General features: G+C 66.4%; 16 protein-coding genes, 1 tRNA gene and 1 pseudogene. 7 read left to right on the top strand and 11 right to left on the bottom strand.

Annotation, left to right across the window (positions count from 1 at the left end; genetic code table 11):
• Positions 1 to 67: 67 nt before the first annotated feature.
• From FB548_RS05710 to rsmD, 6 genes are all read right to left on the bottom strand, one after another.
• On the bottom strand, positions 68 to 958 hold the full coding sequence (locus FB548_RS05710; protein WP_142123740.1) for an MBL fold metallo-hydrolase: 891 nt from the start codon (positions 956 to 958) through the stop codon (positions 68 to 70).
• A gap of 177 nt (positions 959 to 1135) precedes the next feature.
• Positions 1136 to 2878 carry a gamma-glutamyltransferase gene (gene ggt, locus FB548_RS05705; protein ID WP_255470315.1) on the bottom strand — a complete coding sequence of 581 codons (1743 nt, stop codon included), beginning with the start codon at positions 2876 to 2878 and terminating at the stop codon, positions 1136 to 1138.
• A 49-nt stretch (positions 2879 to 2927) separates the two neighbouring features.
• Complete coding sequence (locus FB548_RS05700) at positions 2928 to 3176, bottom strand: YfhL family 4Fe-4S dicluster ferredoxin (protein ID WP_055940809.1); 249 nt, start codon at positions 3174 to 3176, stop codon at positions 2928 to 2930.
• A 192-nt stretch (positions 3177 to 3368) separates the two neighbouring features.
• Positions 3369 to 3863 (bottom strand): hypothetical protein, encoded by a 495-nt coding sequence (locus tag FB548_RS05695; RefSeq protein ID WP_142123738.1) that lies wholly within the window; start codon positions 3861 to 3863, stop codon positions 3369 to 3371.
• A 44-nt stretch (positions 3864 to 3907) separates the two neighbouring features.
• The gene (gene coaD, locus FB548_RS05690; RefSeq protein WP_142123737.1) at positions 3908 to 4414 is read right to left on the bottom strand and encodes a pantetheine-phosphate adenylyltransferase; all 507 of its coding nucleotides are present in this window, start codon (positions 4412 to 4414) and stop codon (positions 3908 to 3910) included.
• Positions 4411 to 5055 carry a 16S rRNA (guanine(966)-N(2))-methyltransferase RsmD gene (gene rsmD, locus FB548_RS05685; protein ID WP_142123736.1) on the bottom strand — a complete coding sequence of 215 codons (645 nt, stop codon included), beginning with the start codon at positions 5053 to 5055 and terminating at the stop codon, positions 4411 to 4413. The genes coaD and rsmD overlap by 4 nt, the downstream gene beginning before the upstream one ends.
• A gap of 144 nt (positions 5056 to 5199) precedes the next feature.
• On the opposite strand from rsmD, the gene htpG reads away from it, so the two are divergent.
• A complete protein-coding gene (htpG, locus tag FB548_RS05680) occupies positions 5200 to 7098 on the top strand; it encodes a molecular chaperone HtpG (RefSeq protein WP_142123735.1) in 1899 nt (632 codons plus the stop codon).
• 211 nt (positions 7099 to 7309) lie between these two features.
• Here htpG and FB548_RS05675 read toward each other — a convergent pair whose 3' ends face one another.
• The gene (locus tag FB548_RS05675; protein WP_142123734.1) at positions 7310 to 7609 is read right to left on the bottom strand and encodes a hypothetical protein; all 300 of its coding nucleotides are present in this window, start codon (positions 7607 to 7609) and stop codon (positions 7310 to 7312) included.
• A 16-nt stretch (positions 7610 to 7625) separates the two neighbouring features.
• On the opposite strand from FB548_RS05675, the pseudogene ftsY reads away from it, so the two are divergent.
• The 3 genes and pseudogenes from ftsY to FB548_RS05660 form a co-directional block, all read left to right on the top strand.
• A pseudogene (gene ftsY / locus FB548_RS05670) lies at positions 7626 to 8924 on the top strand (signal recognition particle-docking protein FtsY); the annotation flags it as partial.
• Between the two features lie 96 nt (positions 8925 to 9020).
• On the top strand, positions 9021 to 10076 hold the full coding sequence (gene mutY, locus FB548_RS05665; protein WP_142123732.1) for an A/G-specific adenine glycosylase: 1056 nt from the start codon (positions 9021 to 9023) through the stop codon (positions 10074 to 10076).
• A gap of 3 nt (positions 10077 to 10079) precedes the next feature.
• Positions 10080 to 10349, top strand: coding sequence for an oxidative damage protection protein (locus FB548_RS05660; RefSeq protein ID WP_142123731.1), 270 nt, complete (start codon positions 10080 to 10082; stop codon positions 10347 to 10349).
• Positions 10350 to 10439: 90 nt separating this feature from the next.
• Here FB548_RS05660 and FB548_RS05655 read toward each other — a convergent pair whose 3' ends face one another.
• Entirely contained in the window at positions 10440 to 10895 is a 456-nt protein-coding gene (locus FB548_RS05655) for a DUF6491 family protein (protein WP_142123730.1), read from the bottom strand.
• A gap of 180 nt (positions 10896 to 11075) precedes the next feature.
• Between FB548_RS05655 and FB548_RS05650 the strand changes: the two genes are divergently transcribed.
• A tRNA-Phe gene (locus tag FB548_RS05650) sits at positions 11076 to 11151 on the top strand.
• 91 nt (positions 11152 to 11242) lie between these two features.
• Here FB548_RS05650 and FB548_RS05645 read toward each other — a convergent pair.
• The gene (locus tag FB548_RS05645; RefSeq protein ID WP_142123729.1) at positions 11243 to 12097 is read right to left on the bottom strand and encodes a PA4780 family RIO1-like protein kinase; all 855 of its coding nucleotides are present in this window, start codon (positions 12095 to 12097) and stop codon (positions 11243 to 11245) included.
• Between the two features lie 96 nt (positions 12098 to 12193).
• Here FB548_RS05645 and FB548_RS05640 point away from each other — a divergent pair, with 96 nt between their 5' ends.
• Both FB548_RS05640 and FB548_RS05635 read left to right on the top strand, forming a co-directional pair.
• Complete coding sequence (locus FB548_RS05640; protein WP_142123728.1) at positions 12194 to 12904, top strand: rRNA pseudouridine synthase; 711 nt, start codon at positions 12194 to 12196, stop codon at positions 12902 to 12904.
• 608 nt (positions 12905 to 13512) lie between these two features.
• The gene (locus FB548_RS05635; RefSeq protein WP_142123727.1) at positions 13513 to 13923 is read left to right on the top strand and encodes a hypothetical protein; all 411 of its coding nucleotides are present in this window, start codon (positions 13513 to 13515) and stop codon (positions 13921 to 13923) included.
• 13 nt (positions 13924 to 13936) lie between these two features.
• On the opposite strand, the gene FB548_RS05630 is transcribed toward FB548_RS05635, so the two are convergent.
• Positions 13937 to 14452, bottom strand: a complete 516-nt coding sequence (locus tag FB548_RS05630) for a Rid family hydrolase (RefSeq protein WP_185741988.1) — start codon at positions 14450 to 14452, stop codon at positions 13937 to 13939.
• Positions 14453 to 14775: 323 nt separating this feature from the next.
• Positions 14776 to 16230: an MFS transporter gene (locus tag FB548_RS05625; RefSeq protein ID WP_142123725.1), complete on the bottom strand. Its 1455-nt coding sequence runs from the start codon at positions 16228 to 16230 to the stop codon at positions 14776 to 14778.
• Positions 16231 to 16304 lie beyond the last annotated feature (74 nt).

Here is a 16304-nt window from a genome sequence, read left to right as displayed (position 1 = left end):
GAGCGACGTCAGTCGCGACGGCAAGCCACCGCGTCGCGACTGACGTCGCTCCCACTTTCCTGCCGCTTCACGCCGCCAGCGTACGCGCGTGCAGCTCAGCGGCCTCGTGGGCGACGCCAAACTTGCCCTTCTCGTCGCGCGTGACCTGCGCCAGCGCGCAGCCGGGATCGTGGGTGAAGAACAGGTGGACGTTGCGCGCCAGCTTGTCTTCCAGGAACGCGCGCTTCTCGTCGATCAGCAGTTCGGCGTTGCGGTCGTAGCCCATGGTGATGGGCACATGAACCCACGAACGGCCCGGGATCAGGTCGGCGCAGAACACCACGCCGCCATGCGGCTGGCCGTCGACGCGTTCGGGCCCAACGATTTCGGCCAGCATCAGACCCGGCGTATGGCCATCGCTGAAGCTGAAGCGCACGGACTGGCCCAGTGCCTGCGAGTGTTCACCGGAAACGAGTTCGAGCCGCCCACTGGCTTCCAGCAACGGCTGCAGTTCCGGGATGAAACTGGCGCGATCACGCGGATGCGGTTTCAGCGCGCGCTGCCAATGATCGGCGCCGACGACGTAGGTCGCATTGGGGAACAACAGTTCCGGCGCCTTGCCCTCCTGCCAAGATGCCAGCAAGCCCCCGGCATGATCGAAATGCAGGTGGCTGAGGACCACGACGTCGATCTCCTGGTGCGAGAAGCCGGCCGCGTGCAGCGAATCGAGCAACACGTGGCGCTCTTCCTGTACACCGAAGCGGGCACGCATCTTGGGATCGAAGAATGCGCCGATGCCGGTTTCGAACAGCACCGTCCTGCCGCTGAGCGGCTGCACCAGCAACGCGCGGCAGGCCAGCTCGATGCGGTTCTCCGCATCGGGCGGCGACCACTTCTCCCACATGGCGCGCGGCGCGTTGCCAAACATCGCGCCCCCATCGAGTTTCTGGGAATTGCCCAGCAGCGACCAGAGTTTCATGGGGCGATTCTACGCCCCGATTTGCTCCCTGTAGGAGCGACGCAAGTCGCGACTGCACGGCCTGCAGACACGTGACGAGTCGCGCGTGCCGTTCAGACAGTCGCCCGACGCGCCGGTGCCGGGGCCGCGAAGTAGCGGTCGCGACTCACGTCGCTCCTACAGAGGGGCCAAGCCCTTTCAGGGCTTCGCGGCGGATTCCACCACCTTCGCCGCGCCCACCGGATTGCGCGGGTCGCTGCCGCCGTGCAGCGTATTGGTCACCTTGTCCCACTCCACCGTTTGCAGGTTGCCCCAGACATGGCTGGAGCCTCGGCCACCCTGGGCACTGTTGCCTGGCACCTTGAACCTGTGACCCATCGCTTCCAGCGCCTGCTGCGACGCGGGACTCAATGCGTCGGTCTCCATCTCGATCAAATCCGGCATCCACTGGTGATGGAAGCGTGGAAGGGCGGCAACTGCCTGCGGATCCAGACCGGCGTCGTAACCCAGGATGCCCAGCAGCACCATGGTGATGATGCGGCTACCCCCCGGCGTGCCCAGCACCGCGACTTTGTCCGGCGACTCCAGGAAGGTCGGCGTCATCGAACTGAGCATGCGCTTGCCGGGCTTGGGCGCATTGGCGTCGTAGCCCATCACACCGAACGCATTCGGCGTCCCGGGCTTCAGCGCGAAGTCGTCCATCTCATTGTTCAGCAGCACGCCCGTGCCCGGCGGCATCAGGCCCGAGCCGTACAGCAGGTTGACGGTCTGCGTACCGGCGACGCGGTTGCCTTCGGCATCGATGATGGAGAAATGCGTGGTTTCCTCGTCTTCCAGCGGCGTCTGCTGGCCCGACAACTGATCGCTGGGCGTCGCTTTCTGCGGGTTGATCGTCGCGCGCAGGCCGGCCGCGTAGTACGGGCTGGTCAGCGTCTTCATCGGGATCTCGACGAAATCGGGATCGCCGAGATAGAAGGTACGATCGCGGAACGCGCGGCGCATCGATTCGACGATCAGGTGCGTGCGCTGCGCCTGGTCCAGCTTCGACAGGTCGTACGCATCGAGGATCTGCAACATCTGCGTCAGCGCCACGCCGCCGGACGACGGTGGCGGCGCGGTCGTCACCTGCCAGTCGTTGTACTTGAACGTGAGCGGCTCCCGCTCGCGTACCGTGTAGCCGGCCAGTTCCTTCTCAGTCCACTCCCCACCTTCGGCCTTCACGCCGGCCAGCAGCAGCTTCGCGGTCTCCCCGCGATAGAAACCGTCGAAGCCCTGCGCGGCGAGACGCTCCAGCGTGCGTGCGAGGTCGGGCTGCCTGAAGAGATCGCCTTCCTTGATCGGCTGACCGCTGGCCAGGAATACCGCGCGCGTGCCTTTGTACCGCTCCATCACGTTACGACGGGCCTGGTAGCCGCGCGCCATGCGTGCATAGACCGGAAACCCCTCGCGCGCCGTGCGGATGGCCGGCGCCAGCGAGGCCTTCAATGGCAGCTTGCCGTAGTTCGCCGCCAGGTGGACGAAGGCGGCAGGCAGGCCGGGAATGCCCGCGGCCCACGGGCCGTTCTCGGCGCGATCGCGGTTGAAGTCGCCATTCGGCAACAGGTACTTGTCCGGCGTAGCCGCTGCGGGTGCGGTCTCGCGCGCATCGATGAAGACGTCCTTGCCGGTCTTGCCATCGTGCAGCAGGAAGAAGCCGCCGCCGCCCAGTCCGGAACTGATCGGCTCGACCACGGACAGCGTCGACGAGACCGCGATGGCGGCGTCGAAGGCGTTGCCGCCCTGAGCGATGACATCAAGACCAGCCTGCGTGGCAAGCGCGTGCGCGCTGGCGATGGCCACGCCCGGGGGATGCGGCGCGGAAGTGCGGGAAGCATCGGCCGCCCACGCGGCAGGCGCGAAGGCGACGACGAACAGCAATGCGAAAAGACGGCGTTGGATCACGATCGCTCCTGTTGCGGAAACCGGCACGAAGCGATGACGCGCGAGCGGATCAGCCGGCCTGCAGCCGCAGCATCTTCGCCAGCAGTGCTTCGTGGGTCTCAGGATACGCCGGATCGGGATCGATGCACTCGACCGGGCACACGACGACACATTGCGGTTCGTCATGATGGCCGACGCATTCGGTGCAGCGCGCCGGATCGATCACATAGATCGTCTCGCCCATCGAGATGGCCTGGTTGGGGCAGGCCGGCTCGCAGACATCACAGTTGACGCAGAGTTCGTTGATCTTGAGGGACATCTTCTTTCGTCATTCCCGCGTCAGCAGGAATCCAGTGACCTTGACCGGACATGCGTCGGATGCGCCGGGACCTTACATCCGGTCGTCGCAGGCTGGCTGCGGACGAAAGGCTGGAAGGCACTGGACCCCCGCCTGCGCGGGGATGGCCTTTCCGCCAAGGCGTGGCCGCCGGAGCGGCCACGCGCGGAAAGGTCACTTGGCTTCAACGAACACGTATTCGGCGCTGCTCGGGGTGACGGCAGCCTTCACGCGCTCGCTGTCTTCCGCCTTGCCGATGAAGAGGATGCGCACGCCCTTGAACGTGTCGGCTTCCACGCCTTCGAACGCAGCCACGGCCAGGTCGGCGATCTTGACGCTGGATGGCGAGCCGAACGCGATCAGGTTGCCACTGGTCACGCCACGCGCCACGGCGCCCTTGGCCTGTTCCAGCTGGCGGCCGTACTTGGCCTCGAACTCCGGATCGGTCTCGGCCGGCAGGTAGTACACGTAAGGCGTGTTGGTGATCGTGCCCATGTTGGCGTCGACCACCTTGCTCAGGTACTCCTTCCACGCGCCATCTTCGGTCGTGGTCGGCGCGACGAGCGCGACTTCGGCCGGTTCGGCCGGGGCTTCGTCCTGCTTCTTGCACGCCGCGAACGGCAGCACGAGGCAGGCGGTGAGCAGCATGCGGGTTGCGATGTTCTTCATGGGTGTTCCCCCTCCTGTTGGATCTGTTGTCGGAATGCGGGCGCTCAAGCGCCCTTCTGTGACTGCCATTGTGCCTTGAGCGCGGCGACCACCGCCGGGGGCACGAAGCCGGACACGTCGCCGCCCAGGCGCGCGATCTCGCGCACCAGCGACGAGGAAATGAAGCCGTACTGCTCGGCCGGCGTCAGGAACAGCGTCTCGACCTCGGGGATCAGATGCCGGTTCATGCTGGCCAGCTGGAACTCGTACTCGAAGTCGGACACCGCGCGCAGGCCACGCAACAGCACGCCGCCGCCCACGTCCTTCACGAAGTGCGCGAGTAGGCCGTCGAAGCCCTGCACTTCCACGTGCGCATGCTTGGCCACGGCCTCGCGGGTCAGCGCGACGCGCTGCGCCAGCGGCAGGGCGGGCCCTTTGCCCGGGCTTTCGGCCACGCCGATGATCACGCGCTCGAACAGCGGCGCGGCGCGGTCGATCAGGTCGATATGGCCATTGGTGATGGGGTCGAACGTGCCGGGGTATACGGCCGTCCGGGTGCGCGCCACAGTCATTCAGTCGTCGCCGGCGGATCGTCGGGGCGCAGTGTAGCAGTGGGCTGCGCGGCCGGGGTCCGGTAAAGCGCGTAGCGGACCTCGCGCGTCCGACCCTCGCGGTGCAGCGCCCAGGCCGGCGGGACCCCCGGCTGGAGGTCCGCCGGCGATTCCACGTAGACCCAGGCCCCGGGCGCCAGCCTCGGCGCCAACCCGTCCAGCGCGCGCGCCCACAGGCCATCGGCGAAGGGCGGGTCCAGGAATACCAAGTCGAAAGCGTCCCCACGGCCGCCCAGCCACGCCAGTGCGTCAGCCGCATGTACCTCGGCGGGCGCGGACAGTTTCGCCGTTGCCTCGCGCAGCGCCTCGGCCAGCCCGGGGTCGCGCTCCACCAACACGGCGTGCGCCGCGCCGCGCGACAGCGCCTCCAGCCCCAGCACACCAGTACCGGCGAACAGGTCCAGCACGCGCGCGCCAGGCAATGCCGGCATCAACCAGTTGAACAGGGTCTCGCGCACGCGGTCGCTGCTGGGCCGCAGGCCGGGACGGTCCGGCACCGCCAGCTTCGTGCCGCGCCATCGCCCGCCGATGATCCGCACCTGGCCGGTGCCGCGCGGCGAAGAGGCAGGTGCTGGGGAGGGACGGCGGGGGCTTCGGGACATCGGGACGACGGCGACGGCAGGCCCCGCATGATACGTCCCCTTGTTGCAGGAGGGGCACGGTTGAGAAAGCCGGACCCGGCCCATACACCGGGATGCATCGGCCGCGCCTGCGGCCCGCACACCGATCCAAGGAGCACGTCCACGATGACCACCGAAACCCGCAAGGAAACACTGGGCTTCCAGGCCGAAGTGAAGCAGCTGCTGCAGCTGATGATCCACTCGCTGTACTCGAACAAGGAGATCTTCCTGCGCGAGCTGGTGTCCAACGCCGCCGACGCCGCCGACAAACTGCGCTTCGAGGCGCTGAAGGAACCCGGCCTGATCGAGGAAGATCCCACCCTGCGCATCCGCATCGGCTTCGATGCCGAAGCACGCACGGTGACCATCGACGACAACGGCATCGGCATGAGTCGCGATGAAGCCGTCGCCCATCTCGGGACGATCGCGAAGTCCGGCACCAGCGACTTCCTCAAGGCGCTGTCCGGCGACCAGAAGAAGGACGCCAACCTCATCGGCCAGTTCGGCGTGGGGTTCTACAGCGCCTTCATCGTGGCCGACCGCGTGGACGTGTTCAGCCGTCGCGCCGGCCTGTCCGCCAGCGAGGGCGTGCACTGGTCAAGCGCCGGTGAAGGCGATTTCGAGGTGGCCACGGTCGACAAACCCGAACGCGGCACCCGCATCGTGCTGCACCTGAAGGAGGGCGAGGAAGGCTTCGCCGACGGCTGGAAGCTGCGCGGCATCGTCAAGAAGTATTCGGACCATGTCGGCCTGCCGATCGAGATGGCAAAGGAACATCACGGCGACGACGCGCCGGCCACGCCCGAATGGGAAGCGGTCAACAAGGCCAGCGCGCTGTGGACGCGCCCCAAGTCCGAGATCAAGGACGAGGAATACACCGAGTTCTACAAGCACATCGCCCACGACTTCACCGATCCGGTGGCGTGGAGCCACAACAAGGTCGAGGGCAAGCTGGAGTACACCTCGCTCCTCTACGTGCCCGGCCGCGCGCCGTTCGACCTGTACCACCGCGACGGCGCCAAGGGCCTGAAGCTGTACGTGCAGCGCGTCTTCATCATGGACCAGGCCGAACAGTTCCTGCCGCTGTACCTGCGTTTCCTGCGCGGCGTGGTGGATTCCTCGGACCTGTCGCTCAACGTCTCGCGCGAGATCCTGCAGTCCGGCCCGGTGGTCGATTCGATGCGCTCGGCGCTGACCAAACGCGCGCTCGACATGCTGGAGAAGCTGGCCAAGGACAAACCCGAGGACTACAAGGCGTTCTGGACCAACTTCGGCCAGGTGCTGAAGGAAGGCCCGGCCGAGGACTACGCCAACCGCGAGAAGATCGCCGGTCTGCTGCGCTTCGCATCCACCCACGACACCTCCGGCGCGCCCAGCGTGTCGTTGGTAGACTACGTGGATCGCCTGCAGGAAGGCCAGGACAAGCTGTACTACCTGACCGGCGAATCGCATGCGCAGATCAAGGACAGCCCGCACCTGGAGATCTTCCGCAAGAAGGGCATCGAGGTACTGCTGCTCACCGACCGCATCGACGAGTGGCTGATGGGCTATCTGACCGAGTTCGACGGCAAGTCTTTCGTCGATGTCGCCCGCGGTGATCTGGACCTGGGTGCGCTGGACAGCGAGGACGAGAAGAAGGCTCAGGAGGAAAGCGCGAAAGCGAAGGAAGCCCTCACCGGCCGCATCAAGACCGTACTTGGCCTGGACGTGGCCGACGTGCGCGTCTCGCACCGCCTGACCGACTCACCCGCCATCCTCGCGATGGGCCAGGGCGACCTGGGTGTGCAGATGCGCCAGTTGCTGGAAGCCAGTGGTCAGCAGGCACCCGAGAGCAAGCCGGTATTCGAGTTCAACCCGGAGCATCCGCTCATCGCAAAACTCGATGCCGAGAACGATGCGAATCGCTTCAACAACCTGACCCGCGTGCTGTTCGACCAGGCCGCGCTGGCCGCGGGCGAGAGCCTCAAGGACCCGGCCGGCTACGTGAAGCGGCTGAATGCATTGCTGTTGGAACTGTCGGCCTGAAAGATCCCTTCTCCCCGCATGCGGGGAGAAGGTGCCCGAAGGGCGGATGAGGAGCGAACGAAGTCATGAGACGTGGACTGAAGAGCGCACTGATATCACTCGACGGGGCGTCGCATCATTGAAGCGCTGCGGCTCCGTCTGCCCCTCACCCACCTTCGGCACCCTCTCCCCGTGAACGGGGAGAGGGGATGGACTGACGAGCTATGAGGCTCTACGCACTGATATCCAGCAGGCCGCCCAGCGCTTGGTCCGCGACCTTCAGCACGAACAGGTTCGCGCCGGCCATCGCCTCGTAGGTCAGCATCGCCGCCACATCCTCCACCGGAGCGGCCGGATCAACGGGCACCTCGACAACCGTCGCCGACACTCCGCCCATCACCTGGGAGGACAGCGCAACGCCCTGTCGCGCAGCATCCGGCGTGGCCAGGTTGGCGATGTTGTGCACTGCGGCCTGCATGCCGAGCGAGGCCGCGCGCAGGCCGGAAGCAGCGATGCCGGCGATGGGGGTCATGCGATGACTCCACAGGGTTCCAGCCTCGATATCGGCCGCCGCCGGCCCCACTTTAGCCCAGCGTCCACGGCCGCCCGACAGCCGGGTGGTAGCATGTCGCCCTCTTCGAGAACCCCCTGCAATGATCGGTTTTTTCCGCCGCAAGAAGCCCCAGGACGGCCCGGACGCCGCCCAGACCCGCCCCAGCACCGAAGAACTCGCCGCCGCCTTCCCGCGCGCGCCGGGCGAGATGCTGCCGACGGACGCAATCCCCGCCGCCGCTTCCGTGGTGGATGAAGCGGGGCCGAAGACGGACGAGCGCCATGATGATGCCGGCGCCCTCTCCGAACCCGCCGCTGCTGCGTCACGAGCAGACGAGCCAGAACCCGCCGATGCCGCGCCCGCCGCGCCGGCCGGCAAGCCCGGCTGGCGTGACCGCCTGCGCCGCACCAGCGCCGCACTGGGCCTGGCCGGCCTGTTCACGCGCAATCCGCGCCTGGACGACGACCTGCTGGATGAGATCGAAACCGCCCTGCTGACCGCCGACGTGGGCGTGCCCGCCACCACCGCCATCATCGACGACCTGCGCAAGCGGATGAAGGAACGCGAGTTCGCAGACGCACAGGCCTTGCTGAAGTCACTGCGTGCCGACCTCATCGCACTGATCGCGCCGGTCGCCAGACCGTTGGTAATCGACGCCAGCCGCAAGCCGTTCGTCGTGCTGACCATTGGCGTCAACGGCGTGGGAAAGACCACCACCATCGGCAAGCTGGCGCGCCGCTTCAAGCAGGACGGCCACAGCCTGATGCTGGCCGCCGGCGACACCTTCCGCGCCGCCGCCGTCGCGCAGCTCCAGACCTGGGGCGAACGCAACGGCGTGCCCGTGGTCGCACAGGGCCAGGATGCGGATCCGGCGTCGGTTGCCTTCGACGCGCTCCAGTCGGCCAGGTCGCGCGGCTTCGACGTGCTGATCGCCGACACTGCAGGCCGCCTGCATACGCAGACCGGCCTGATGAGCGAACTGGGCAAGATACGCCGCGTCCTCGGCAAGATCGACGAGAGCGCGCCACACGAAGTGCTGATGGTCATCGATGGCACCACCGGCCAGAACGCGCTCTCGCAGCTGCGCCAGTTCCATGCCGCCGTCGGCGTTACCGGCCTGGTGGTCACCAAGCTGGATGGCACCGCGAAGGGCGGCGTGGTGTTCGCGCTGGCGCGCGAGTTCGGCATCCCGATCCGCTACGCCGGTATCGGCGAGCGCGTGGAAGACCTGCGCGTGTTCGATGCAGAAGCCTTCGTCGATGCGCTGTTGCCGGAAGCGCTGGGTGCCGGCTGACACAAGCCTCGCTCCTGTGGAGGAAACGACGTCGGTCGCGATGACGCCATCGCGGTGGCCGATCGCGACTAACGTCGCTTCCACAGGCCGTCTTGCATGAGCACCCTTTCCGAAACCTTTGCCCATCGCCTGTTGGCCTGGTTCGACCGGCACGGCCGCCACGACCTGCCGTGGCAACACCCGCGCACGCCGTATCGCGTGTGGTTATCGGAAATCATGTTGCAGCAGACGCAGGTGGCCACGGTCATCCCGTACTTCCTGCGCTTCGTCGATCGCTTTCCCACCCTGCCCGACCTGGCCGCGGCTTCCACCGATGACGTGATGGCGCACTGGGCGGGACTGGGCTACTACGCCCGCGCCCGCAACCTGCATGCGGCGGCGAAAGCGTGTGTCGCGCAGCATGGCGGCGACCTGCCACGCGATTTCGACGTACTGCATGCACTGCCCGGCATCGGGCGCAGCACGGCGGGCGCGATCCTGGCACAGGCGTGGAACGACCGTTTCCCCATCCTCGATGGCAACGTCAAGCGCGTGCTGGCGCGCTTCCACGGCATCTCCGGCTGGCCCGGCCTGCCGGCAGTGGAAAAGCCATTGTGGGCGCTGGCGGAAACGCACCTGCACGACGTGCCCGACGGCCGCCTGGCCGACTACACGCAGGCGCAGATGGATTTCGGTGCCACGCTGTGCACGCGCGCCAGGCCAATCTGCGTGGTGTGCCCGCAGCAGGACGACTGCGTGGCGCGCCGCGATGGCTTGGTCGACGTGCTTCCCACGCCCAAGCCCTCGAAGACGCTGCCGGAGCGGGAAGCCATGGCGTTGTGGCTCGAGAACACCGACGGCGAAATCCTGCTGCAACGGCGTCCGGAAGCCGGCATCTGGGCGTCGCTATGGACGCTGCCGCAGGCGGATACCGACACAGGCATGCGCGACTGGTTCGCGCACGAAGTGCAAGGGCATTACGACAGCGCCGAAGAACTGCCGGTGGTGGTGCACACCTTCAGCCACTACCGCCTGCATCTGCAGCCGCTGCGGGTACGCGGGGTCGCCCTGCGCGGCAGGGTGCGCGACAATGACGATCTGCGATGGGTCGCGCGCGGCGAACTCGCGAAGCTGGGCCTGCCCGCGCCGATCCGCAAACTGTTGGGAAATTGACCGATGTCGCGCACCGTCTTCTGCCAGTACGAACAACGCGAAACGGAAGGGCTCGACTTCGTCCCCTACCCCGGCGACCTGGGCAAGCGCATCTACGCGAACATCGGCAAGCCGGCGTGGGCCGCATGGTTGGCTCACCAGACCATGCTGATCAACGAGAACCGGCTGTCCCCGCGCGATCCCAAGCATCGCGCTTTCCTTGAAGTGGAACTGGAGAAGTTCCTCTTCGGCGGCGGCGCGGACAAACCGACCGGGTACGTGCCGGAGTCCTGAACTGCGCGCCCCCCGCTGCCCTCCCCGGACAGCAGGGTCCAGCATCGGGTCACGGGACGAGGTCAGGAAAGCGACAGCTTTCCTGCGCTATCAACGCTTTCCAGCTTCCCGCTCCACGGCCGCGGCTTCGCGCAACTCTTTCTGGCTGGCGCGCAGGGCCTTCACGTCCAATGGCCTGATGGTCTCGATGCGGCAGGGAATATTGATGCTGGAGGTGCCCGCCCCCAAGGGGATCACGTCATCGAACTTTGCCGACACCCGACCGCCGAACTGGGTCACGGAGATGGCGGTGGCGTAGTCCAGGTCCTGGCAGGGGCCGGACAGCTCCAACAGATACCCTTCGCTGGGCTTGGTCCATACGGCGAGCGCGCCATCGCCCAGCGGCGTCCAGCCATTGAGCGTGCCGAAATACTTGAAGTCCTTGACCGGCTCCCCGGCATGACCGCGGTAGAAGACGAGTTTTTCGGCATCGGTCTGCCGGCCGTCGGTCGCGCAGGCGGCCAGTCCGGTCGCGATCAGCAGGGCGAAGGGAATCATGCGTTTCATGGTCGTCCTCTGTCGGTGCGTTGAGGAACGCACTCCCGAGGATGCATGATGCCCCCGCCCGGTGCAGCCTGCGGCGGCCAAGAGGCCGGCCATTCAGGGGCGGTCCGGCTTGCCATCGCCTCGACCGGTCCGTATCATTGCCGCTCTTCGCGCCGGCACCGCCGTACCGCGACAGATCCTGGCCTGGTAGCTCAGTTGGTAGAGCAGCGGATTGAAAATCCGCGTGTCGGTGGTTCGAATCCGCCCCGGGCCACCATTCATTCCGAAGGGCTTGCCGCAAGGCAGGCCCTTTTGTTTTGCCTGCGCCCAAGGGGCGCCGGTGCGCCCGATCCCGCACCCTCATCGGCTTACTCCGCAGCGGCCGCTTCCCTGCCCTGCTGGCGGATGATCGCTTCCTGTCGCGCGTCCTCGATGGCGTGCCGCACGCTGTCCACATCCACGCGCGACGCGTCGTGGGCGAACAGGCCGGTCAACTCCGTATCCGGGCGCAAAGCGCCAGCTTCGTACAGCGCCCACATCTCCTCGCCATACCAGGTATCCAGCAGCTCCGGTGCGTAGCGCCCCAGGCGTGCCGTCAGGGCATTGACGTCGCGCAACAGCAGGCGCCGACTGGCGTTGTTGCCGGCGGCGCTGACCACCTGCGGGAAATCGATGATCACCGGGCCTTCCCCGCCCACCAGCACGTTGTATTCCGACAGGTCCCCGTGGATCAGGCCAGCACACAGCATCTTGACCACCTCGCGCACCAGGAAACGGTGGAAGTCGCGCGCCTGCTCCGGTGTCAGGTCCACTTCGCCCAGACGGGGCGCGGAGTGGCCGCTGGCATCGGCGACAAGCTCCATCACCAGCACGCCGTGCACATAACCAAACGGTTCTGGCACGCGCACGCCGGCGTCGCGCAACTGGTACAGGGCGTCGACCTCGGCGTTCTTCCACGCCACTTCCTGCTGCTTGCGCCCGTAGCGTGTGGCCTTGCCCATCGCGCGCGCCTCGCGGCTGCCGCGGACCTTGCGCCCTTCCTGGTACAGCGTGCGCTGCTGGAAACTGCGCTGCGCCATGTCCTTGTAGACCTTGGCGCAGCGGACTTCGCCCCCCGCATCCACCACGTAGACGGAGGCTTCCTTGCCGCTTTTCAGCGGCCGCAGCACGCGGTCGATCACACCGTCATCGATCAGCGCTTGCAATCCTGGGGGCGTTTTCATGCGGTCCTGGCGAGAAAATGAAGATTAAGAACGAAGATTCGACGCGGGGCGTCCCCGCTATCTTTACACTAGCCGCCCTGAAACGCCGGTGTTCCCATGCCTGAACCCATCCGCCTGGCCAAGCGTGTCGCTGAACTCACCGGCTGTTCGCGCACGGAGGCCGAGCAGTACATCGAAGGGGGCTGGGTCACCGTGGATGGTGAGACGGTGGAAGCGCCACAACACCCCGTCACCACCGAACGCGTGGAAATCGACCCGGCTGCCGAACTCACGGCCACCGAGCCAGCCACCCTGCTGCTGCACAAGCCCGAAGGCACTGCCTGGCAGGATACGGCGGCCTTGGCCACCCCGACCACGCATCTGCTCGAAGACGACAGCGGCGTGCGTCCACTGAAGCGCCATTTCCATCGATTGACCCCACTGATGCCGCTGGACACCGAGGCCAGCGGACTCATGGTGCTGAGCCAGGATGGCCGCGTGTGGCGCCGCCTGACCGAGGACTACGCGGAGATCGAGCAGGAGTTCGTGGTGGAGATCCGCGGCGACACCGACCCTTACACCCTCAGCAGAATCGGCCACGTGGCCACCTACCAGGACCGTGGACTGGCGCCCTGCAAGGTCAGTTGGCAGAACGAGGTGCGGCTTCGCTTCGCGATCAAGGATGTACAGCCGGGCGAGCTCAGCCATCGCTGCCGCGCAGGCGGGCTCGAGGTCGTGTCGATCCGGCGGCTCAGGATTGGCCGCATCGCGCTGTCGAAGATGCCGGTGGGCCAATGGCGCTATCTGCCGGTGGGTGCGCGCTTCTAGACGTGCATCAAGAGCCCGGCGGCACACCGCGACACCGGGCGCCCTGCCAACTGCCACCCGCACATGCAATGCGCCGTCCCGAGTCGGCGGCTATCCCGCTCGGCGCACCACGTCGGGCCTTATCGCTGGCAAGGGATTACGAGCGCGGAGTAGCGTTGCGCGTGCGCAGCACGTGGCTCGGCGCATCGCAATCCACCCGCAGTGCGTCTGCGTGCGACGCCTCATCGCGCTCGCAGGGGGTGCAGTCGCACAACTGCTGCGCCCGCACCCCGCTCGCCCCGCAATGCGACAGGACCCCGTCCAGATTCCTGCCATTGCCGTGGAACCAGGTCGCCAGCAGGATGACGGCCGCACTGACACGCCGGCGATGAGACGGGAGTTCGCGTCGAGGGGCATGGAGGGAAAGTCCTTGGGAAGTTCGGATGCGCAAGGCGGGTCGTACCCGATCAACACGGCTCAACGCGCCCATCGTGGAGTTCCAGCTCCACCCTCCGATATCGCCCCCACTTTGCCGCATCGGGTCATTCAAGCCTTCATGCCACCGCGCCACGCACAACCCGCCATGCCCTGCTTATCCTGAGCAGCTCCTTCCGCCGTTTCCGATCTCCATGACGACCGCCCTTGCCTCTGCCCCCTATGCCGTCGGCCAACGCTGGCGCTGTCGTGGCCGCGGCACCAGGGAGACGCCGGTACTGACGATCAATCGCATCGATCCGCACCCGCTCGGTGGCGAGATCCTGCACGTCAGCGTGAGCGAAGCGCGCATCCGACATCCGGGGCTGCCTGCAGGCGTCATCACCACCTTCGCCCATCTGCCGATCATCGGCCAGGTACTGGAACGCAGTGGCGCCGAACTGGTCGGCCAGGGCGCCACCGACCCGGCCTACCTGGAGGGCTACGGCGAGTGGAAGCAAGCCTTCGACGCCGGCCAGGCTGGCTCCTACGGCATCAGCGTTGCGGAGATCCTGGATCTGATCGAGGACATGCTGGCCAAGCGCAGCGGCACGGCGGCGCGCTGACGCCAGCGCGTGCTCAGGGCGTAGCCGGGCGCGGCTTCGGCTTCGGAATGTCCGCCTTCGGCGCACGCCCGGATCCGATCATCGCCACCGCGCGCATTTCCACCACCGCGCCGGGTGCGAGCAGCGCGCTCGTGCCGACCGCACTCCACGCGGGGTAGTTCGCGGGGAAGAACTCGTGGTGGATCGGGGCGAAGCGGTCGAACTCGGCCTGGAAGCTCTGTGGATCAGTCGGGCCGGTGTGGAAGGTCGTCAGTTCCACGACGTCGGCATAGGTCGCCCCGGCCTGTGCCAGTTGCTTGCCCAGCCCAACGAACATGCGGCGCACCTTTTCTTCGTAAGTCCCTGGGCCGGCGGCGGGAATGCCGGACACGATCACCATGTCGCCCACTTTCACTACTGGCGTGTAGTGCCAGTCGTGGTACGCCGCTTCGTGGCCGGGAGTGGCGAAGTGTTCGCGCGTCGGGGCTTCCTGCGCCGTGGCGTGGAAGGCAACAAGCGAAAGCAGCAGGCATGACAGGCGCGGCAACATGGGCGTGACTCCGGCGGAAGTTTCGCAGTCTTGCCCCCGCCGGGACCTGCGCCATGTCCCATCCGTCACGCCGCCGCCCCGTCCATCCACGACGGCCGGCGCGCAGCGATCGCACTTCATGGAGCCCCCCACGATCTCCGTCGACGCAGCTGTCTGCGTCCTTCGTTGCCATGCCAGCCCCGGAAGCCAGATCCGGGAGGGCGATGTTGCTCCTCTGCGCGCGAGGGCAAAGGAACGGCAACCCAAAAGAAAAGCCACCGGGCTGGAGAGTGGCCCGGTGGCTTGGGGGATGCGCGCCGGCCTCTCTCCGGCGCGCACCGCACTCAATGGCCGTTGCCGGCGGCCAGCTTGTCCAGGTCGATGCCCTGGTTGCGCAACGTACGGGTGGCAGCGATCGCATAGAAAACAAGGTAAGCGAAGCACGCCACGCCGACGATGAAGCTGAAATGGACGCCGACCTTGTCGGCCAGCGCCCCCTGGGCAAGGCTGACGAAACCGCCACCCATGATCATCATGATCAGCAGGCTGCTGCCCTGGTTGGTGTTGTTGCCCAGCCCGGTGATGGCCAACGCGAAGATGCACGGCCACATGGTGCTGCAGAACAGGCCGACGCTGATGAAGGCCACCACGCTGGTCCAGCCGGTGGTGAACATGCCGATCAGCAGCGCCGCAATGCCGCAGATGGAGAAGTACAGCAGCATGCGTGCCGGATTGCCCTTGCTGGCCAGGGTCGCGAGGATCATCAGCACGATGACGGCGGCGTAGCCCAGGAACTGCGAGACGTCGTGCTTCATGATGGCGTTGACCGCCAGGAACACAGCGAACGCCACGTACGGCAGCAGCAGCGTCAGCCAGCGCTTCGCGCCCGCTCCCACATTGAACGCACCGGCCGCGCCGCCCCAGCGGCCGATCATCAGGCTGGCCCAGTAGAGCGACACGAACGGCGCGATTTGCGACGTATCCAGGCCCAGGCCTTCGGGCGACTCGAGATAGGCCGGCAGGTTGCTGATGGTGGACACCTCCACGCCGACGTAGACGAAGATCGCCAGCATGCCCAGTACCAGCTGCGGGTAACCCAGCGCCGACTTCTTGTGGATCAGCTTGCTGCTGTCCTGGGCTTCGGTCTCGGACAGCTTCTCCAGGTCGATGTGGTTGGGCACCGAGGAGAACTTCAGGAAGATCGCCACCAGGATGAAGGCGACGCCCAGCACCAGGTACGGCGTCTTCACGCTCTCGATGCTGGCTTCGGTGTTGCCGGTCAGCACGCTGCCGAAGATCGCCACACTCACCAGCAGCGGCCCGATGGTGGTGCCGAAGTTGTTGATGCCGCCCGCCAGGGTCAATCGCTGCGCACCGGTCTTGGGATCACCGATGACGATGGCCAGCGGATTGGCCGCGATCTGCTGCAGCGAGAATCCCAGGCCGACGATGAAGAGGCCCGACAGCATCAGGCTGAACGAACCAGTGTTGGCCGCGGGGTAGAACAGCAGCGTGCCCAACGCGGATATCACCAGCCCCAGGCAGATGCCGTTCTTGTAGCCGATCCTGTTGAGCAGGTCGAGCCCGATGACCTTGGAAATCGCCACGTAAATCAGCGAGCCGACGGTATACGCCACGTAGAACGCAACGGCGACGTACTGGCTCTGCGCCTGCGTCAGGTCGAAGGCCTTCTTGAACACCGGGATCAGGATATCGTTGCTCGCCGCAACGAAGCCCCAGAAGAAGAACACGGTGATCAGCACGCCGAACTGCGACCATCGGGTGGTTTGTGTGGTCATGGATTGGTATGCCTGCTGGTATGGGATCCGGACGGAACGGCCAGCCTACGGGGCCGCCGCGCGATTGCAACTTG

The sequence above is a fragment of the Pseudoxanthomonas sp. 3HH-4 genome (assembly GCF_006716465.1).
Lineage (GTDB): Bacteria > Pseudomonadota > Gammaproteobacteria > Xanthomonadales > Xanthomonadaceae > Pseudoxanthomonas_A.
This window is presented reverse-complemented; position numbering and strand designations above follow the sequence as displayed.